The following is a 19542-nucleotide window of genomic DNA, read 5'->3' as shown; positions in this document are numbered from 1 at the left end:
GCGACCTCAGCGCTCCTATTGCAACGTCGACGATTTGCGAAAGCGGCGCTGGCTGCATCTTTTTCCCCGTCACCATAAGGGTAGAAATGCCCGGCAGGGCAATGAGGGGCAGCGCCAACATCTCGCAGCCCTGCACCGCCCCACCCTTACGCCACCGGCCGGCCTTCACTCGCCTCCAGTATGGCGAACCATTGCTGGCGGTCGAGGCTGATCTCCAGCGCCTTGACCATGGCCGCCAGCCGCTCCGGCTTCATTGACCCCAACACCGGCACCAGCCGGGCCGGATGGCGCAGCAGCCAGGCGATGGCAACAGTGGCGAGATCACCGGCGCCGACTTCGGCGGCGACCGCCGCGAGTGCTGCCCGCACGCGAGCCTCCCGGGCTTCCTTGCCGGTGAACAGCGAGCCGCCGCCAAGCGGCGACCAGATCATCGGCGCGTAGCCCAGGCGCTGCGCGTGGTCGAGACTGCCATCGGTCAATGCGGACGTCTTCAGCACCGACATCTCGATCTGGTTGGTGACCAGGGCAAACGGCAGCCGCGAGGCCAGCAGATCGAACTGTGATGGCGTGAAATTCGAGACGCCGACCGCTCTCACCTTGCCGGCCTTGACCAACCCGGCCAGTGCCGCCGCCGTCTCGTCGGCATCCATCAGCGGATCCGGCCGATGCAACAGCAACAGGTCGAGATAATCGGTGCCGAGATTGCCGAGCGAGCGGTCGACCGAGGCGGTTATGTGGGCGGCGCTGGTATCATAGTGCTTCAGCCGGCTCCGCGGCCGGTTGGCCGAGGCCAGCATGATGTCGCATTTCGAGATCAGCTCGATCTCCTCGCGCTTGCCTTTCCAGCGCGACAGCCCCGCGCCGAAGGCCGCCTCCACCTCGTAATTCCCGTAGATATCGGCGTGGTCGAAACTGGTCAGGCCGAGATCGACAGCGGCGCCGATCAGCCTTCCGACCTGATCGGCATCAGGGCGGGCGTCGCCGTCGAGCAGGCGCCAGGCACCGAAGACCAATCGCGACAGCGACACCCCGTTCCTGGTCAGCACCATGCGGCTGTCACGGCTCATATCCGCGCTCCGTCTTCCGCCACGTTGGCGGTGATAGTCCCGACCACGGCCGGTCTCGCCACCCTGGTGACGAAGACGATGAGCGCCAGCACCAGGAAGCAGGCACCGACCAGATAGGGTGCCCCGCCGAAGGCCACCGGCGCGCCAGGCCCCGTGAACCAGGAAAAGATCGCCGTGTAGAGCAGCGGCGTGATGATGGAAGTGATCGAGAAGATCGAGGTCATCGCGCCCTGCAGTTCGCCTTGTGCGGAAGGTGGCACCTTGGCGGCGGCGAGGCTCCTCAACGGCGGATCGGCCAAGGCCTCCAGGCAACCCACGACGATCACCGCGTAGACCATCCAGCCCTGCGTGGCGAAGGCATAGCCGAAGGCGCTGGCCGCCGTGAAGGTCAGCCCGATTGCCGCCGTCTTCCATTCACCGAGCCTCGTGACCACGCGCGGCAGCACCGTTGCCATGACGATCGCGCCGCACAGGCCGAAGGCGCCGAGCGAGAAGCCGATCTGCTGCTGGCTCCAGCCATAACGGTAGCTGGATACGAAAGACCACACCGCCGGATACATCATGTGGCCGAGCGTCATCAGGAAGAAGACGAGCCCGATCCAGCCAATGCCTTGATATTGGCGCATCTGCAGAAGCGTGCCGACCGGGTTGGCGCGTTTCCATTCGAAGCGGCGGCGATGCTTTTCATCGAGCGTTTCCGGCAGGAGGACCATCGCGATCAGGAAATTCACGAAGGCGAGCCCGGCGGCGAAATAGAACGGCACGCGCGGTCCGAACGTGCCGAGCAATCCGCCCAGCACCGGTCCGATGACGAACCCGACGCCGAAGGCGATGCCAAGCAGGCCAAAATTCTTTGCTCGGTTCTCGTCGTTCGAGATGTCGGCGATGAAGGCCGATGTCGTCGAATAGCTGGCGCCCGAAATGCCGGCCAGCACACGCCCGATGAACAGCATCGGATAGGACCAGGCGATAGCGCAGATCAGATTGTCGATGGAAAAGGTCAGCACCGAGGCCAGCAGGATCGGCCGCCGCCCGAAGCGGTCGCTCAGGCCGCCCATGATGGGTGCGAAGAAGAACTGCATGGCCGCGTAGACGAAGAACAGCCAGCCGCCCTCGATGGCCGCCTCGCTGACGCCGACACCGGTCAATTCCTGCAAATAGGCCGGCAGCACCGGCATGATGATGCCGAACCCGATAATATCGAGCAGCAGCGTGGTGAAAACCAGCGCGAGGCCCCGCCTGGCGGTTTTGGGATCGATCATGATGGGTCAAGCTCCTCCAGCCGCCCCGGGGGCACGGGCGGACGCACCTTATAGGCGAGCCGGCGAAAAGGAACAATGAGGGAACAGGCAGGAATGCGCGTTCCTGACACTCCCTGACGGCGACTTTGCCGTCAGGTCGGCGCCTGGAAAGGAGTGTTCAGAGAGGCCCGCTCATCGTGTTGCAGTCTGAAAGCTTGCCGCTCTTGTAGCCGCGCGCCAGCCAGGTCTGCCGCTGCTGCGAGGTGCCGTGGTTGAAGCTTTCCGGCACCACATAACCCTGCATCTTCTTCTGCAGCGTGTCGTCGCCGATCTGCTTGGCGGCGTTCAGCGCGCTTTCGATGTCGCCCTGCTCCAATATTCCCTTCTGGGCCGTGTAATGCGCCCACACGCCTGCGAAACAGTCGGCCTGCAGCTCGATGCGCACCGACAGCTGGTTGGCATCGGCCTCGCTCATGCCCTGCCGCATCTGGTTGAACTTGGACATGATGCCGGTGAGATTCTGCACGTGGTGGCCGACCTCATGGGCGACCACATAGGCGCGGGCGAACTCGCCGGAAGCGCCGAACTGCTGGTCGAGCTGCTGGAAAAAGGTCATGTCGAGATAGACCTTGTGGTCCCCTGGACAATAGAACGGCCCGGCCGCCGCCGACGCAAAGCCGCAGGCGGAGCGGACCTGGCCGGAAAACAGCACCAGCTTGGGATCCTCATAGGTCAGGCCCTGTGACTTGAAGATGCCGGTCCAGGTGTCTTCCGTCTCGGCGAGCACGGTCGCGACGAACTGCTTCATCTCGTCATTGGCGGGCGCCGCGCCGCTGTTCTGGCCGCCGCTGTTGTCCGATATCTGCCCGCCGCCGCCCGGCAGCAAGGCGCCGCCGTCACCGTTGAGCAATTGCAGCGGATTGATGCCGAAGACACCCCAGGCGATCAACGCCACGACCGCGAAGATGATGAGGCCCGAAAGCGACATGCCGCCACCGCCGGAACTGCCGCCGATGGGAATGCGGAACTGGCCGGGGCTGCCGCCCAATCCTCCGCCGGAGCCGCTGTCGCTGCGGTCGTCCTCGATATTGTCACTCTGACGACGGCCTCTCCAGAGCATGGCAACTCCTCGCGCTGCAAACTTTTCCGTTGCTCCGGCAGGCCGGCTCAACCCAACAAACAATTAGCCCAATGGTTGCGCCAAGTCACAGTATTTTTCGAGACCGCCGGGGTGCCGGCATGGCGCTCTGGCCGAGAGCCAGCAGGGCCTGTAGCTTGCCCGCAAACCGGGGGCGTGCGAGACTTGATGGGTGCAGGATGTGCGGGCGTGAACAAGCGGGACGCCTTGACGGCGGCCCGGCCTCAGCCCTTCTGCTTGGCGCCGGCACTCTTGCCGTCGGAGCTTTTCGAGCGCTCCTCGAAACGCGCGGCGCCCTTTTTCAGCGGACGGCCGGTTTCGGCCTCGGTCTTGCGCTCGTCCCTCGCCGCCGCCTGTTTCAACCCTTTGGCGGCTTGCTTGCCCTTGGCGGTCGGTGCTTGTTCAACGCCCATTGCTTCCTCCCCTGGTGCGACATCATCGCGATGTCAGGAGCAACGCGCGTAACGTGCGGTGGTTCCGAGACGGCTAAGCGGCCTAACGCGGCGCGGTCATGGCCTTGCGAAACGCTTCCAGCGTCTCGGCGCTGACATGGTGCTCGATGCCCTCGGCGTCGATGCGCGCCGTTTCGGCGCTCACGCCCAATGAACGCAAGAAGGCTTCCACCGTCTGGTGGCGGATGCGGCTTTCCTCCGCGACCTTGCGGCCGGCATCGGTCAGGAACACGCCGCGATAGGGTTTTCTCGAAACGAGCCCGTCGGCGCACAGTCGCGTCAGCATCTTGGCCACCGTCGGCTGGGCGACGCCGAGCCGTGCGGCGATGTCGACCTGGCGCGCCTCGTTGCCGTCCTCGATCAGATCGGCGATCAGCTCGACATAGTCCTCGACCAGCGCGCTGCGGCGCGCCTCGCGCGTCTGCCTGAACCCTTCCGAATGGACATCGGCATCGGGCAATGGCTCGCGCGGAACCGGTCTGTTCTTCAGCGCCAATGCGCGCTCCTCCTCGGGAGTTTGGCCGTCGGCGCTTTTATAGCACGGGCTCTGATTCTTCAGGCCGTTTATTTGCATTCCCCCACAGGCGCAACCGGCGTTTCCGATTGGCACCTTCACACGCAATTCGGACCATCCGGTAAAAAGCACCGACAATGAAATATAGCCTATTGCATAATGTTGAGCCATGGCATAGCTTGCGGATATCCTCCCGGAAGTCGCGGAAAGCCTTTCCATGTCAGATGCAGACGTTACAGCCACCCGGTCCGAATGGCGGCTCGCCGGACGGGACGAGGACGACCAGCCCAGCCTGCGCGAGGTCAATTCCTCGGTCGCGGTGCCGAGTTCCGGTGTCTGGTTCCGCCGTCTGTTCGCCTTCATGGGCCCCGGCTACATGGTCTCGGTCGGCTATATGGACCCCGGCAACTGGGCGACCGACCTCGCCGGCGGCGCCCAGTTCGGCTACACGCTTTTGTTCGTCATCATGCTGTCCAACCTCATGGCGATCCTGCTGCAGGCGCTGGCCGCACGCCTCGGCATCGCCACCGGCCGCGATCTCGCCCAGGCCTGCCGCGCCTATTACCCGCGCCCGGTCAATTTCGTGCTGTGGATCGCCTGCGAACTCGCCATCATCGCCTGTGACCTCGCCGAAGTCATCGGCACGGCGATCGCATTGCAGCTGCTGTTCGGCATTCCGCTGATCGGGGGCGCCATACTCACCGCGCTCGACGCCTTCCTGGTGCTGCTCCTGATGAACAAGGGGTTCCGCTATCTCGAAGCCTTCGTCATCGCGCTTTTGATCATCATCTTCAGCTGCTTTGCCATCCAGATCTTTGTCGCCGCCCCACCGGCCGGCACGATCCTGCATTCGATGTTCGTGCCGTCCTCGGAAATCGTCACCAACCCCGCGATGCTCTACATCGCGATCGGCATCATCGGCGCCACCGTCATGCCGCACAATCTCTATTTGCACTCCTCGATCGTGCAGACCCGGGCCTATGAGCGCACGGAGAAAGGCAAGCGCGACGCCGTCAAATGGGCGACGATGGACTCCACCATCGCCCTGATGCTGGCGCTGTTCGTCAACGCCGCCATCCTGATCGTGTCGGCTGTCGCCTTCCACGACACCGGCCACCAGGATGTCGCGGAGATCGGCCAGGCCTTCGAGTTGCTGTCGCCGCTGCTGGGCCTGGGCATCGCCTCGATCCTGTTCGCCGTGGCGCTGCTTGCCTCCGGCCTCAACTCGACGGTGACGGCGACGCTCGCCGGCCAGATCATCATGGAAGGGTTCCTGCGCCTGCGCATCCCCAACTGGGCCCGGCGGCTTCTGACACGCGGCCTCGCCATCATCCCGGTGGTGGTCGTCACCGCGCTCTACGGCGAAAAGGGCACTGGCCAGCTGCTCGTGTTCAGCCAGGTCATCCTGTCCATGCAATTGCCCTTCGCGGTCATTCCGCTGGTGCAGTTCGTCTCTGACCGCAAGAAGATGGGCAGCCTCGCCATTCCACGCGTCGTGGCGGCCCTTGCCTGGGTGGTCGCCGCGATCATCCTCGTGCTCAATTTCAAGCTGCTCTACGACACGATGTTCGGGGTCGGCTAAGGCTCTGCCGGATCGCGAGACAAACCGCCAAATCGCGCTATCTTGGCGCCATGAGCACGATAGAAGATACCAGGAGATTCTACGCCCGGCTGATGGCGGCCAATGCCGGCTCGTCGGATCCACGCCTGGAAGAGGTTTTCGCCAGCGTGCCGCGCGAGGCCTTTCTCGGCCCCGGACCGTGGACGATCGTCGCAGGCAACGGCAGGGTCACGACGCCCAGCGCGGACCCCTCCCATATTTACCAGAACGTGCTGGTGGCGCTCGATGCCGACAAGGGCATCAACAATGGGGAGCCGTTCCTGCACGCCATGTGGATTGGAAAACTGGCACCGAAACTCGGTGAGACCGTCACCCATATCGGTGCCGGCACCGGCTATTACACAGCCTTGCTCGCCAGGCTTGTGTCGCCCGGCACCGTCACCGCTTTCGAACTCGACGACAAGTTGGCCCATCTGGCACGCGGAAATCTCAAGGCTTACGGCAACGCGACTGTCGTCCATGGCGATGCCGTGACCATGCCCTTGCCGCCATCCGACATCATCTATGTCAACGCCGGGGTCGTCGCCCCTCCGGCCGGATGGCTGAAGGCATTGCGCCCCGGCGGCCGCATGATCTTCCCCTGGCGCCCGGCCGAGCGCGTCCCGCTGGCGGTGATGGTGACCCGCACCCAAAAGGGCTTCGCCTGCGACCCCTTCATGCGCTCCTGGTTCATCCCATGCGTCGGTGCCTCGGTTGCGGATCTTGCGGCGAAGATCCCGACCCGGGAGCAAGCCGCGCGCAGCCGCTCGATATGGCTGACGAGCGACAAGGCGCCGGACCGCACGGCCACGGCCATCTTCGGCGACGTCTGGTTCTCATCGAAAAATCTCAGCGCCAAACCCGGCGACTGACGGATCGATGGGCAGGCTTTTCCAAAATTTCCCGAACCCTGTCGGAATGGTCGCGGGCGCTCCGTCCTTGGGCCATGGTCCTGCCGCGACGGCGTGGATGACACAAGGGAGAGTACCATGAGGAAGATCATCGCCGCCACTTTCGTCAGCCTGGACGGCGTCATGCAGGCGCCGGGCGGCCCGGAGGAGGATCCGGTCGGCGGCTTCAAGTTCGGCGGCTGGACCTTCCATTACTTCGACGAGGTGGGAGGCGCGGCAATGGAGGAGCTCTTCTCCAAACCCTTCGCCCTTCTGCTCGGCCGCAGGACCTATGACATCTTCGCCGCGTACTGGCCGTATCAGAAAGATCCGATCGCGGATGCCTTCAACCCGGCGACCAAATATGTGGCGACGCATCGGCCCGACACCCTCACCTGGCAGAACACGCAATCGCTTGGGCCCGACATCGTCGCGACATTGCGCCGCCTCAAGCAGGAGGATGGACCTGACCTGCTCATCCAGGGATCGGGCAACCTGATCCAGACCCTGCTCGCCAACGGGCTGATCGACGAGATCCGGCTGATGATCTTCCCGCTGCTGCTTGGCAAGGGCAAGCGGCTGTTCGGCGATGACGCCATGCCGGCCGCCTTCAGGCTTGCCAAGTCGCAAACCTCCAGCACCGGCGTCATCATCGCGACCTACGAGCGCTCAGGCGAAATCGAGGTCGGCTCCTTTGTCACCGGGGAACCGTCCGACGCCGAACTCGAACGGCGCAGGAACTGGAAATAGCGGGACCCGGCCCTGGCACCTTTCCTCTCCCCTGATCGACCGGGGAAAGGAGCCCAAGTGCTGCTTGGTCTCAAGCCGCGACAGGCCGTCGCGCCAGTCCATCGCGTATATGCCGCGCGAATTCCTGCGCCGCCGGCCCGACGCCGTGCCTTGGCAAATGCAGGTTGATCGAAAAATTCGGCAGCGGCGGCAGGCCGGTCTCGAACGGCAGGATGTCGAGATCGGCCGGCACGGTCGAAGCGAGCCACGTGGTGACGGCAAGGTCGGAGCGCACCGTCGCCGTCGTTGCGTCGATATTGCCGTTCTCGAACACGGTGCGCCATTCCAGTCCATGCTCGTTGAGCGCCGCCAGCACCACCGGCCGGAAGGCGCAGGTGTCGGCAACGATCGACACCGGCAGCGGCCGCTTGGCACGCGCGGTGCCGCCTCTGGCGCCGACCCAGACCAGCCGGTCGATGGCCAGGCATTCGCCTGATGTCGGGCCGACCCGCTCCTCGATCACCGCAAGGTCGATGGTTCCGGCCGCGAGCGCTGACGCCAGTTCCGGCGACGAGGCGCAGACCAGCGAGATCTCGACCTGCGGATAGGTCTCGGCATAGGCCTTCAGCACCGGCGCGAGCAAGGTTCCGACCAGATCATAGGGCACGCCGAGCCGCACCTGCCCGGCAACCGCCGAGCCAGTCATCTCCGCCCAGATCTCGTCGTTGAGGCTGAGCAGGCGCTTTGCCTTGTCCAACAGGCGCTCGCCCGACCGCGTCAGGCGCAGGCCGCGCCGGTCGCGCTCGAACAGCCCGCAGCCAAGCGTCTCCTCCAGCCGCCTCACCTGCTGGCTGACGGCGCCCTGCGTCAGGTGCAGCGCATTGGCGGCCGCCGTCATGCTGGCCTTGTCGGCGACGGTGACGAAGGTGCGCATCAGTGCGGTATCGAGATTGCGGATCATATCCGCATTATAGATGCTAATGCCTGACATCACAAACATTGCATTTACTGATGCTAACCCAAGTCTACCATGGGGCCTCCGAAAAGGACGTCCCATGCTCCAGCCCATCCTGCCGCTCATCCTGTTTGCCTTCGTGGCCACGGCCACGCCAGGCATCGCCACCACCTTGTCCACCGCTTCGGGCGCGCGGTTCGGCTTTCGCCGCTCCGTTCCGCTGATGGCCGGCAGTGCCGCCGGCCTCGCCACCGTGACAGGCGCGGCCGCCGCTGGGCTCGCCGGCCTGCTGCTCGCGGTCCCTTCGCTGCAACTGGCGATGAAGATCGCCGGCTCGCTCTATCTCCTTTGGCTGGCGGTCAAGATCGGCCGCGCCGGGCCGCCCAATCTCGACGTGACCATGGCCAGGCCGAACAGCTTCCTCGGCGGTGCCGGTATCCAGTGGATGAACCCCAAGGGCTGGGCGATGGGGCTGGGCGCGGCGGCCTCGTTCGCCGCCCTGGCCGACGGACCGGGACATCTGGCCTTGCTGCTCGGCTCGACCTTCGGCCTCACCGCCGCCATCTCGCTGTCCGTCTGGTGCCTCGCCGGCATGGTGCTGGCCCGGCTGCTCAAGACCGAATGGCAATGGCGCGCGCTCAACATCGTGCTGGCGCTGGTGCTGGCGGCGTCGATCATTCCGATGTGGCGGTCGGCTTAGAGACGCTCAAGCCAGGTCTGCACCAGCACCCCCAACCGGACCTTCGGTCCGACCTCCCCACAAGGGGGAGGTAGGGAGTCCAACTTCTTCGCACCTCCACGAGACCATTATCGCGTAGGCGGAACAGGCGCTTCCTCACCCTCCCCCTTGTGGGGAGGGTCGCTGCGAAGCAGCGGGGTGGGGGTGCTGGTTCGCAAAGGCGAACCAGCCCTTGGCTCTTCAAACCCCGTAGCGGGCCGCCGGCTTGTCGGCGTGCAGGCTGCCGTAGAAGGCTTGCCGGGCACCGAGGAAGGTGTCCAGCTTGCCGGTGTCGGCAAGAGCGGGCACGGTGACGGCCTCGCCACTGGCCAGGCCGACGAGCGCCGCATCGACCATATCGTCGGCGGACATGATGATTTCCTTCGGGAGCTGGTCGATATCACTGCCGGCAAGGTCCCAGAAATCGGTCCGGGTCGCGCCAGGCAGCACCACCTGCACCTTCACATTGGTGCCCGCGACCTCGCGGTGCAGGGCCTCGGTGAAGTTGACGACATAGGCCTTGGTGCCGCTGTAGATACCGCCGAACGAGGTCTCATAGGCAAGCACCGATGCGATGTTGACGATGGCGCCGCGGTTGCGCGCCAGAAGACCCGGCAGCACGGCCCGGGTCAAACGGGTCAAGGCGATGACGTTGACCTTGATCATGCGTTCGGCGGCGTCGGCGTCGGCGGTCGCCACCACCTGCTGGCCGCCAAGGCCGGCATTGTTGACGAGCAGCGTCACGCTGTCGTCGGCCGATATCAGCCGCTCTACGCGGCGCAAATCGTCGTCATCGGACAGGTCGGCTGTAATGAAGCTGACCTTGCGATCGTAGGCGTAGCGCAGCTTCTCAGCCAGTTCCTCGAGCCGGTCGGCGCGGCGCGCCACCAGAACGAGATCATAACCCTGCCCGGCCAGCCGGTCCGCATAGACCGCGCCGATGCCCGATGATGCACCGGTGACGACCGCCGTGCCCTTGTTTGCCTGTCCACTCATTGTCCTGTTCCTTCTATCTCGAATTGTCCGCTTCGACCTGGCCGCCGGCACCGTGGACGTCAGCCCTCACCTTGCCGGCAAGCCGCCTGATTGATTTAGTGGTATATGCCACTATCATCGAAATAGGCATATGCCACTATCTTGTCAATGAGCGGATCCGGGATTATTTGTCAGGCAGCAGCCGGGCATCATGTCCGCGCCGCCGAGGGAATCGCCATGTCGAAAGAGGCCCTGCCCGGACTGTCGCTCTGCAACAACGCCATGCTGCGTCGTGCGACGCGCAAGATTGGTCAGTACTACGACGATGTGCTGGCGCCCTCGGGCCTGAAAGCCACGCAGCAGGGCCTGCTCTACCAGATCCACATCTCCAACGAACCGGCGATGGGCGCCATTGCGTCTGCCCTGATCATGGACCTGTCGGCGCTCGGCCACACGCTGAAGCCGCTGATCCGCGACGGCTATGTCGAGACCTTCGCCGATCCGGCCGACCGCCGCATCAAGCGGGTGCGGCTGACGCCTCGAGGGTTGGTCAAGCTCGATGAGGCGATGAAGCTGTGGCAGGTGGCCCAGCAGCGTTTCGAAGACATGGTCGGCAAGGAGAAGGCGGCGAAGCTGCGCGCGGCGCTGGATGATATTTCCGCGCTGGATTTTGATCTTCCGCCGGCCAGCTGAGCTGGCCGGCGGGTTCAAGACAGGTCCTACTCAGCTGGCATCGCGACCGGCCGTGCCGCCCAGCGGCCGGCCAGCACGATGCCCAGCCCGATCAGCGGGAAGGCGGCGGCGACCAGGCCGAGGTCGGCCGGCGCGCCGTAGCGCAGCACGCCACCGCCAACCACCGCCCCCAGCGCCACGCCGAGATAGAGCGCCGAACCATTGAGCGACAGCACGATCGGGGCCGCATCGGGCGCCAGCTTGATGATGCGGCTGGCCTGCGCCGGCGGGAAAGCCCAGCCGACGATGCCCCACGGCACCATCATCGCCATCAGCGCCGGGCCGGCAATATGCTGCGGCAGGAAGGTCGGCACGACCGACAGCATCACCAGCATGGCCGCGCTCAGCGTCAACGACCAGCCGACGGTGCGCGTGGCGCCGAAGCGGTCGGCCGCCTGGCCGCCGGCGATGTTGCCGATGACCGCGCCGACGCCGAAGGCGAGCAGCATGCCGGGCAGCGCGATCTGGCTGAGCCCGGCGCCTTCGATGGCAAGCGGCGCGACATAGGCAAAGACGGTGAAGGCGCCGGTCAGTGCCAGCAATGTCGTCACAAGGATTGGCATCACGCCGGGCCGCATCGCCGCCGCCAGACGGCGCCTGAGCGGCAGCCTGGTACCGACGATGCCGCGCGGCAGCCGGTACCACAGGATCGCGCCGGCGAGCGCGCCAAGCCCGGCAATGGCATAGAAAGTGCCGCGCCAGCCAGCGACCGCCGCGACCAGCGCGCCAAGCGGCGCCCCGACGGCAACGGCCACGGTGGTGCCGCCGACGACGACGGCGATGGCACGCGCCCGGTGATGGTCATCGACCAGCGCCACCGCCGTGCCCTGCGCTGTCGCGGCGAACAGGCCGGACGACAACGCCATGATGATGCGCGCCGCCAACAGCACTTCGAAGGATGAGCTCAAGGCGGCGGCAACGTTGCCGATGACGAAGAACACCAGCGTCCACAGGATGACGCGGCGTCGGTCCCATTCGCCGGTCAGCGTCGCCAGGATCGGCGTGCCGACCGCGTAGGCGAGCGCGAAAGCGGTGATCAGCGAGCCGGCGAGCGGGATGGAAATGCCGGCATCCCTGGCGATGTCGGGAAGAAGGCTGGAGATGACGAAGCCTTCGGTCGAGATCGTGAACGATCCGAGCGCGAGCCAGAAGAGCCGCTTGTCCATGGCAGGGTGTCCTTAGTTCAAAAGTTATTGAACAATTGGACATAACAGGGCATGATGTCAATGAAGCCAGGGGAAAATAGCTGAACCATCCTGACAGCCCTGTGTCAGCACGGATCCCGGAACGGAGAAACAGTGTGCACGGCCACGGCGGGACGGACGCGTTGAAATCGGCCCGAACTGTGCTTAGGTTCCAGCCATGACGTTACCTCATCCCAATACGGACCAGATCAGCCTGCCCATCGTGCTCGGCGTGCTCGGCGACCCGACGCGGCTTGCCATCGTGCGCTATCTCGCCAGCAAGGAAGGCGTGCCGCTGAACTGCAGCCAGTTCCTTGATCTCGGCTCCAAGACCAATCTCAGCTACCACCTCGCCAAGCTGCGCGAGGCCGGCGTTACCCGCGCCGAAGTGGTCGGTACCAACCGCATGATCACGCTGCGCCGCGCCGACCTCGACGCCCGCTTCCCCGGCCTGCTCGACAGTGTCATCGCCGCCGCCGGCGACGATCCCGCACTGCCCGCGGTCGGCGGCCACGACATCGAAGTGCTGGCTTAGGCTCACGCCTTCGAGCCAGGAGTAAGCGATGCGTAGCTTTCAAATGGAAAAATACGTCTGGGCGTCGGTCCTATATTACACTGTGGCCGTGGCGGCATCTGCGCTTCTTGTAGCCGCTTGTATGAGCGGCCTTGGCATCCTGTGGACCCTGATTGCAATATTTGGATACGTTGCGCTGATTGTATCTCTTGAGATGTGGCAACGCAGAAGGCACCCACGAAGCGTCCATCAGATAGAATTGGCCAAATGGCGATTGGACAGCTAGTCGCCAACGCAACCCGCGACGCAGTCGGATACTTTTGGAGAACTCACCGCTTCTCGCCCCTAGCGCTGCCAGAAACCGATATGCGGGGCGAGAAGGTCCTCGTCCATCTCGGGAAAGGGGCCGTGGACCTCGACCGGCTTCTGCCCGGAGGCGAGAACCGTGCGCGACGAGAGATTCATCGTCGGATTCTCGGCGTGGTCGCCGGTCAGCGCCAGAAGCTGGGTCTCCTCGAAGCCGTAGACCAGCCGGCCGATATTCGCCCAGTAGAGCGTTCCGGTGCACATCGCACAGGGCTCGCCGGTCGAGACCAGCGTGCAGGACCACAGGAATTCCGGCGGATAGGCGTCCGCGGCACGCCGGCTAAGCTCGGTTTCGGCGTGGCGCACGGTGTTGATGTTGCCTTGCCGCATGAGGATGCGATCGTCGGGGCCGACGAGCACACAGCCGAAAGGATGGTGCCCATGCGCGGCAGCCTCGCGCGCCACGTCATTGGCGGCGCGGAGGTGGGCGAACATCTGGTCGCGGGTCATCGCCTGGTGCCTTTCGAGGCTGTCTAAGCGGATATTCCCATATGGACTTCGGGATGGCGTGGACGCTAGCAGATGGAGGGCTTCCGCGATAGCCACGGGCGCGCGGTGCTTCCCAACTGGCCCGAACAATCTCAAGGGTTGATAACGAAGGCGGGGGCTTGATAACGAAGATGGGCCGGAGCCGCCAATGGGGCTGCACCAAGGAGCCCGCCGCATGCGCATTGCCGTCCTCGCCGATATCCATGGCAACGTCCTGGCGCTGGACGCCGTGCTCGAGGATCTGCGCCGGCGTGGCGGTGCTGATCTCACCGTCAATCTCGGCGACAGCGTTTCGGGCCCGCTCTGGCCGCGCGAGACGTTTGCCCGGCTTGAGGCGCTGAACCTGCCGACGGTGCGCGGCAACCACGACCGCCGCGTCGCCGCCGATCCCGCGGACGAGACCATGTGGGCGTCCGACGTCTACGCAAAGGAGCGGCTGACCGAGGCACAGCGCCAGGTCCTCTTCGGCCAGCCGCTGACGCTGGAGATCGCACCGGGCATTGTCGCCTTCCACGCCCGGCCCGACCATGACGAGAAATATCTGCTCGACGCGATCGTCGATGGCCAACTGGTGCGCGCGCCGCTGGCGGCGATCCGGCGGCGGCTGAAGACACTCGACCCCGCCTGCCGCATCGCGCTCTGCGGCCACAGCCACCGCCCGGAGCTGATCCGCGTCCCCGGCGGTCCCGTCATCTTCAATCCGGGCAGCATAGGCTGCCCCGCCTATGATGATTCCACCCCGCCGGCGCATGTTTCCGAACAGCGCTCGCCGCATGCGCGCTACGGCATCGTCACATTGGGCGGCGAAGGCCGGCCCGACCGTTTCGAAGCCATCGCCGTCGACTACGACCACGCGGCGGCGGCGCGACAGGCCGAACAGGCGGGGCGCCCGGAATGGGCCCACGCGCTCAGGACAGGCTTCATGCCGTAGGCATCCCCGCACGGCCAGATCCGCGATCCCGACCCCTGAATCCGCACCGCCGCCGGGGCTTTGGAGGCAACGGCAGGGCGCCTCCCGCCCGACCGGCACCATGGCCCGCTTGAATTTTCGGACTTACATGGCGGCGCTTCGTCCCTTATAAAACCGGCCGGGCACGCGGCGGAACCGCCACGGCATGGTGATTTGAGTATCGGCGCACGGCCAAATGAAGAGGCGCACAGTTACGCTCCGAAAAAGTTTGCATGCGCTGATTGCGGCTCCGTTGCTGATGGCGGCGTGGCCGGCTGTCGTGCCTGCACTGGCCGAAGAGGCGCCGTTCATCTCCATCGTCACCGGCCTCGCCCCCGACGATTTGCTCAATATCCGCGCCAAGCCATCGGCGATCGGCAAGACCGAAACCCGCCTGGCTGCAGGTGCAAGCGTCAGGAACCTTGGCTGCAACGACATTGACGGGCACCCATGGTGCAAGGTTGTATCAGACAATCCCAAGGCCACCGGCTGGGCGCCGGCGCGCTACCTCGTTCCCGTCAATCCGGCAACCGTGCCCGACCCCGACCAGGCGGCGGATGCGCCAACCGCCGCGAGCGCCGCAGCCGATCCGGCCATGCCCGCCGACGGGGACCCAGCGGCGGTGGCACCTCCCGCCGCCCAGGCATCGAGCAGCGCCACGCCGCCGCCCGACCTGACGGCAAGGCTGGGCGGCGCGGCCCAACCTGTTGCCCCCGAAGCTCCGGTGAAATCCGCCGCCACCATCGCCATGCAGGATGCCTACGGCCTGGCCCTGGTGGCGAGCGAAACGCCGTCGACCGGGGAAATCCCGGTGCCAGACGGCGAAGCCGGCATGGCCGCGGACAGCGGCTCGGCGGGAGGATCCCTTCCCGTTCCCACGCCGCGGCCGGAATCCGCCGATGCCGCGCCCGCCGTCGACACGCAGACCGTGGCCGAACTGCCGCCACAGCCCGCCGCCCTTGCCACCGGCGGCACTCTCGAGATTCCCTGCGCCCGCTATGTCGGCCAGCCGATGACGCCCTGCGCGGCAACCGTCGTCCACAAGGGCGCCGACAAGGCCGACGTCACCGTGACCTGGCCCGACGGCGGCACCCGCGTCATCTCCTTCTATGCCGGCCTGCCGGCCGGCTCGAACGCCAAGAACGAATTCCGCTTCACCCGCGAGGGCAGCCTCAGCATGATCCGCATCGGCGTCTCCGAACGCTTCGAGATCACCGACACGGTGGCGTTCGGGCATTAGGTGCCAGGGGAGTAAGGCAGTAGGGCAGCAGGGCAATATGTTAAAAGGCGCTCGGGCCTCCCTACTCCCCTGATCCCTCATTTTCGGGGTTACATCTGCCAAAACTCTTCCCTATAAGGCCCACCTAGCCTGATACCAGAATCGCGAGCACAACCGGCCGGGTCTTCCCGTCCCGGTTTTTTGTGCAAGCCGCCCGCCGAACGGACCTATGACATGCCAAGACGCACCGACATCAAGTCGATCCTGATCATCGGGGCCGGCCCCATCGTCATCGGCCAGGCCTGCGAGTTCGATTATTCCGGCACCCAGGCCTGCAAGGCGCTGAAGGAAGAGGGCTTCCGCGTCATCCTGGTCAATTCCAACCCGGCCACCATCATGACCGACCCGGAACTGGCCGACGCCACCTATATCGAGCCGATCACGCCCGAGGTGGTCGCCAAGATCATCGCCAAGGAGCGGCCCGACGCGCTGCTGCCGACCATGGGCGGCCAGACCGCGCTCAACACCGCTCTGTCGCTGCGCCGCATGGGCGTGCTCGAGCGCTACAATGTCGAGATGATCGGCGCCGACGCCACGGCCATCGACAAGGCCGAGGACCGCGCGCTGTTCCGCGAGGCGATGAGCAAGATCGGCCTGGAAACGCCGAAGTCGATGCTGGCCAACGCCACCGACGTCAAGAACGCCGACCGCAAGACGCATGAGGCCGAGCGCGCCGCGCTGAAAGCCGAGAAGCCCGACAATCTCGACGCCGCGCTCGACGCGCTGGAAACCCGCTGGAACCTCGGCGAAGGCGACCGCAAGCAGCGCTACATCAGCCACGCCATGGCGATCGCCGCCCAGGCGCTCGACCATGTCGGCCTGCCCGCCATCATCCGCCCCTCCTTCACCATGGGCGGCACCGGCGGCGGCATCGCCTACAACAGGGCCGAATTCTACGAGATCGTCCAGTCCGGCCTCGACGCCTCGCCGACCACCGAAGTGCTGATCGAGGAAAGCGTGCTCGGCTGGAAGGAGTACGAGATGGAGGTCGTCCGCGACAAAGCGGACAATTGCATCATCGTCTGCTCGATCGAGAACATCGACCCGATGGGCGTGCATACGGGTGACTCGATCACCGTCGCCCCTGCCCTGACGCTCACCGACAAAGAATACCAGATGATGCGCAACGCCTCGATCGCGGTGCTGCGCGAGATCGGCGTCGAGACCGGCGGCTCCAACGTGCAGTTCGCCGTCAACCCGGCCGACGGCCGTCTCGTCGTCATCGAGATGAACCCGCGCGTTTCGCGCAGTTCCGCCCTGGCCTCGAAGGCGACCGGCTTCCCCATCGCCAAGATCGCCGCCAAGCTCGCTGTCGGCTACACGCTGGACGAGCTGGAGAACGACATCACCGGCGGCGCCACGCCCGCCTCCTTCGAGCCGTCGATCGATTACGTCGTCACCAAGATCCCGCGCTTTGCCTTCGAGAAATTCCCCGGCGCCGAGCCGGTGCTGACCACCGCCATGAAGTCGGTCGGCGAAGTGATGGCCATCGGCCGCACCTTCCAGGAATCGCTGCAGAAGGCGCTGCGTGGTCTGGAAACCGGCCTCACCGGCCTCGACGAGATCGAGATCCCCGGTCTCGGTTCCGCCAACCATGCCGACGACCGCAACGCCATCCGCGCCGCCCTTGGCACGCCGACACCCGACCGGCTGCGCATGGTGGCGCAGGCGATCCGCATGGGCACGTCGCTGGAAGACGTGCACGCCATGTGCAAGATCGACCCGTGGTTCCTCGAGCAGATATCAGGCATCCTGGCCATGGAAGCCCGCATCCGCGAGCATGGCATTCCGCAAGACGCGGTCAACCTGCGCATGCTGAAGGCCATGGGCTTCTCCGATGCCCGCCTCGCCTCGCTGACGAAGACCGACGCGGAAGTGATTCAGAAGATTCGCGAAAAGCTCGACGTTCATCCAGTTTATAAACGCATCGACACCTGCGCGGCCGAGTTCGCCTCGCCCACCGCCTACATGTACTCGACCTATGAAGTGCCCTTCGCCGGCGCGCTCGCCAACGAGGCGCAGGTCTCGTCGCGCAAGAAGGTCGTCATCCTCGGCGGCGGGCCGAACCGCATCGGCCAGGGCATCGAATTCGACTATTGCTGCTGCCACGCCGCCTTCGCGCTACGCGATGCCGGCTATGAAGCGATCATGATCAACTGCAACCCGGAGACGGTCTCGACCGACTACGACACGTCGGACCGGCTCTATTTCGATCCGCTGACGGCGGAGGACGTGCTGGAGATCCTGCGCGCCGAGCAGGCGTCGGGCGAACTGGTCGGCGTCATCGTCCAGTTCGGCGGCCAGACGCCGCTGAAGCTGGCGGATGCGCTGGAGAAGGCCGGCATCCCTATCCTCGGCACCTCGCCCGATATGATCGACCTCGCCGAAGACCGCGACCGCTTCCAGAAGCTCCTGCACAAGCTGAACCTCAGCCAGCCGAAGAACGGCATTGCCTATTCGGTCGAGCAGGCCCGCCTCGTCGCCGGCGAGCTCGGCTTCCCCTTGGTGGTGCGCCCGTCCTATGTGCTGGGCGGCCGCGCCATGCAGATCATTCATGACGAGGGCATGCTGCAATCCTATCTGCTCGACACCGTGCCCGGCCTGGTGCCGGAGGACATCAAGCAGAAATACCCCAACGACAAGACCGGCCAGATCAACACGCTCTTGGGCAAGAACCCGCTGCTGTTCGACACCTATCTCTCGGGCGCCATCGAGGTCGATGTCGACTGCCTCTGCGACGGCAAGGCGACCTTCGTGTCCGGCATTCTCGAACATATCGAGGAGGCCGGCATCCATTCGGGCGATAGCGCCTGCTCACTCCCGGTTCACTCGCTGCCTTCGGAGCTGGTCGACGAGCTGGAGCGCCAGACGGCGGCGCTGGCCCGCGCGCTCAATGTCGGCGGCCTGATGAACGTGCAGTACGCGATCAAGGACGGCACGGTCTATGTGCTGGAGGTCAACCCGCGCGCCTCGCGCACCGTGCCCTTCGTCGCCAAGACGATCGGCCGTCCCATCGCGAAAATCGCCGCCCGCATCATGGCCGGCGAGACGCTGGAAGACGCCTTCGCCCATTATGGCGCGATGCCCGATCCGAGGAACCCCGGCCATATCGCGGTCAAGGAAGCCGTCTTCCCCTTCGCTCGCTTCCCCGGCGTCGACATATTGCTCGGGCCGGAAATGCGCTCGACCGGCGAGGTCATGGGCCTCGACCGCGACTTCGCGCTGGCCTTCGCCAAGAGCCAGCTCGGCGCCGGCGTCGACCTGCCACGCTCCGGCACGCTGTTCGTCTCGGTGCGCGACGAGGACAAGAAAGGCATATTGCCGGCGGTGAAGCGCCTGGCCGGCCTCGGCTTCAAGGTGCTGGCGACGTCAGGCACCGCCCGCTTCCTCGCCGAAAACGGCGTCGACGCACAGAAGATCAACAAGGTGCTGGAAGGCCGCCCCCACATCGAGGACGCCATCCGCAACCGCCAGGTCCAGATCGTCTTCAACACGACGGACGGCCAGAAGGCGGTGTCGGACTCCAAGTCGCTGCGGCGCGCGACGCTGATGCAGAAGGTGCCGTATTACACCACGCTGTCGGGTGCGGCGGCGGTGGCGGAGGCGATCGCCGCGCTGAAGGCGGGGAGTTTGGAGGTTCGGCCGCTGCAGGAGTATTTTGCGTGACAGTTGGTTGATCTCGCCTCTTTGTGGGGGAGACGGCCGCCAGGCCAGAGGGAGGCGCTGTCCCGCCGACCCCTAGATATTCGC

Annotated in this window: 18 protein-coding genes; 9 read left to right on the top strand and 9 right to left on the bottom strand. The window is 65.3% G+C overall.

Annotated elements, in window-relative coordinates; genetic code table 11:
- Positions 1-146: 146 nt before the first annotated feature.
- The 5 genes from EB230_RS12190 to mntR all read right to left on the bottom strand — a co-directional run bounded on the left by EB230_RS12190 (position 147) and on the right by mntR (position 4394).
- A complete protein-coding gene (locus tag EB230_RS12190; protein WP_172372465.1) occupies positions 147-1067 on the bottom strand; it encodes an aldo/keto reductase in 921 nt (306 codons plus the stop codon).
- A complete protein-coding gene (locus tag EB230_RS12185) occupies positions 1064-2329 on the bottom strand; it encodes a TCR/Tet family MFS transporter (RefSeq protein ID WP_172372463.1) in 1266 nt (421 codons plus the stop codon). The genes EB230_RS12190 and EB230_RS12185 overlap by 4 nt, the downstream gene beginning before the upstream one ends.
- Before the next feature lie 157 nt (positions 2330-2486).
- Complete coding sequence (locus tag EB230_RS12180; protein WP_172372461.1) at positions 2487-3428, bottom strand: neutral zinc metallopeptidase; 942 nt, start codon at positions 3426-3428, stop codon at positions 2487-2489.
- 242 nt (positions 3429-3670) lie between these two features.
- Positions 3671-3859 carry a hypothetical protein gene (locus EB230_RS12175; protein ID WP_172372459.1) on the bottom strand — a complete coding sequence of 63 codons (189 nt, stop codon included), beginning with the start codon at positions 3857-3859 and terminating at the stop codon, positions 3671-3673.
- Positions 3860-3941: 82 nt separating this feature from the next.
- The gene (mntR, locus tag EB230_RS12170; protein ID WP_056578997.1) at positions 3942-4394 is read right to left on the bottom strand and encodes a manganese-binding transcriptional regulator MntR; all 453 of its coding nucleotides are present in this window, start codon (positions 4392-4394) and stop codon (positions 3942-3944) included.
- A 235-nt stretch (positions 4395-4629) separates the two neighbouring features.
- On the opposite strand from mntR, the gene EB230_RS12165 reads away from it, so the two are divergent.
- The 3 genes from EB230_RS12165 (at position 4630) to EB230_RS12155 (ending at position 7652) form a co-directional block, all read left to right on the top strand.
- Positions 4630-5994: an Nramp family divalent metal transporter gene (locus EB230_RS12165; protein WP_056578650.1), complete on the top strand. Its 1365-nt coding sequence runs from the start codon at positions 4630-4632 to the stop codon at positions 5992-5994.
- Positions 5995-6044: 50 nt separating this feature from the next.
- A complete protein-coding gene (locus tag EB230_RS12160) occupies positions 6045-6884 on the top strand; it encodes a protein-L-isoaspartate O-methyltransferase (RefSeq protein WP_172372457.1) in 840 nt (279 codons plus the stop codon).
- Between the two features lie 117 nt (positions 6885-7001).
- The gene (locus EB230_RS12155; protein WP_172372455.1) at positions 7002-7652 is read left to right on the top strand and encodes a dihydrofolate reductase family protein; all 651 of its coding nucleotides are present in this window, start codon (positions 7002-7004) and stop codon (positions 7650-7652) included.
- Positions 7653-7722: 70 nt separating this feature from the next.
- Here EB230_RS12155 and EB230_RS12150 read toward each other — a convergent pair whose 3' ends face one another.
- Positions 7723-8631 carry a LysR substrate-binding domain-containing protein gene (locus tag EB230_RS12150; RefSeq protein ID WP_172372453.1) on the bottom strand — a complete coding sequence of 303 codons (909 nt, stop codon included), beginning with the start codon at positions 8629-8631 and terminating at the stop codon, positions 7723-7725.
- Between the two features lie 55 nt (positions 8632-8686).
- On the opposite strand from EB230_RS12150, the gene EB230_RS12145 reads away from it, so the two are divergent.
- Positions 8687-9286 carry a LysE family translocator gene (locus EB230_RS12145; protein WP_172372452.1) on the top strand — a complete coding sequence of 200 codons (600 nt, stop codon included), beginning with the start codon at positions 8687-8689 and terminating at the stop codon, positions 9284-9286.
- Positions 9287-9505: 219 nt separating this feature from the next.
- Here the strand turns inward: EB230_RS12145 and EB230_RS12140 are convergent, their stop codons facing one another.
- Positions 9506-10300: an SDR family oxidoreductase gene (locus EB230_RS12140; protein ID WP_056578664.1), complete on the bottom strand. Its 795-nt coding sequence runs from the start codon at positions 10298-10300 to the stop codon at positions 9506-9508.
- A gap of 216 nt (positions 10301-10516) precedes the next feature.
- On the opposite strand from EB230_RS12140, the gene EB230_RS12135 reads away from it, so the two are divergent.
- The gene (locus EB230_RS12135) at positions 10517-10972 is read left to right on the top strand and encodes a winged helix DNA-binding protein (RefSeq protein ID WP_056578667.1); all 456 of its coding nucleotides are present in this window, start codon (positions 10517-10519) and stop codon (positions 10970-10972) included.
- Between the two features lie 26 nt (positions 10973-10998).
- Here the strand turns inward: EB230_RS12135 and EB230_RS12130 are convergent, their stop codons facing one another.
- Positions 10999-12177: an MFS transporter gene (locus tag EB230_RS12130; protein ID WP_056578670.1), complete on the bottom strand. Its 1179-nt coding sequence runs from the start codon at positions 12175-12177 to the stop codon at positions 10999-11001.
- A gap of 196 nt (positions 12178-12373) precedes the next feature.
- Here EB230_RS12130 and EB230_RS12125 point away from each other — a divergent pair, with 196 nt between their 5' ends.
- On the top strand, positions 12374-12730 hold the full coding sequence (locus EB230_RS12125; protein WP_056578673.1) for a helix-turn-helix transcriptional regulator: 357 nt from the start codon (positions 12374-12376) through the stop codon (positions 12728-12730).
- Between the two features lie 324 nt (positions 12731-13054).
- Here the strand turns inward: EB230_RS12125 and EB230_RS12120 are convergent, their stop codons facing one another.
- Positions 13055-13525, bottom strand: coding sequence for a nucleoside deaminase (locus EB230_RS12120; protein ID WP_056578675.1), 471 nt, complete (start codon positions 13523-13525; stop codon positions 13055-13057).
- Positions 13526-13739: 214 nt separating this feature from the next.
- Here EB230_RS12120 and EB230_RS12115 point away from each other — a divergent pair, with 214 nt between their 5' ends.
- The 3 genes from EB230_RS12115 (at position 13740) to carB (ending at position 19458) form a co-directional block, all read left to right on the top strand.
- The gene (locus tag EB230_RS12115; protein ID WP_172372450.1) at positions 13740-14495 is read left to right on the top strand and encodes a metallophosphoesterase family protein; all 756 of its coding nucleotides are present in this window, start codon (positions 13740-13742) and stop codon (positions 14493-14495) included.
- A gap of 214 nt (positions 14496-14709) precedes the next feature.
- The gene (locus tag EB230_RS12110; protein WP_172372449.1) at positions 14710-15753 is read left to right on the top strand and encodes an SH3 domain-containing protein; all 1044 of its coding nucleotides are present in this window, start codon (positions 14710-14712) and stop codon (positions 15751-15753) included.
- A gap of 213 nt (positions 15754-15966) precedes the next feature.
- The gene (carB, locus tag EB230_RS12105) at positions 15967-19458 is read left to right on the top strand and encodes a carbamoyl-phosphate synthase large subunit (protein WP_172372448.1); all 3492 of its coding nucleotides are present in this window, start codon (positions 15967-15969) and stop codon (positions 19456-19458) included.
- The last annotated feature ends 84 nt before the right edge of the window (positions 19459-19542 follow it).

The organism is Mesorhizobium sp. NZP2234 (assembly GCF_013170765.1).
Classification (GTDB): domain Bacteria; phylum Pseudomonadota; class Alphaproteobacteria; order Rhizobiales; family Rhizobiaceae; genus Mesorhizobium; species Mesorhizobium loti_D.
The sequence above is the reverse complement of the archived record's forward strand: the minus strand, read 5'-3'. Positions and strand labels throughout refer to the sequence as shown.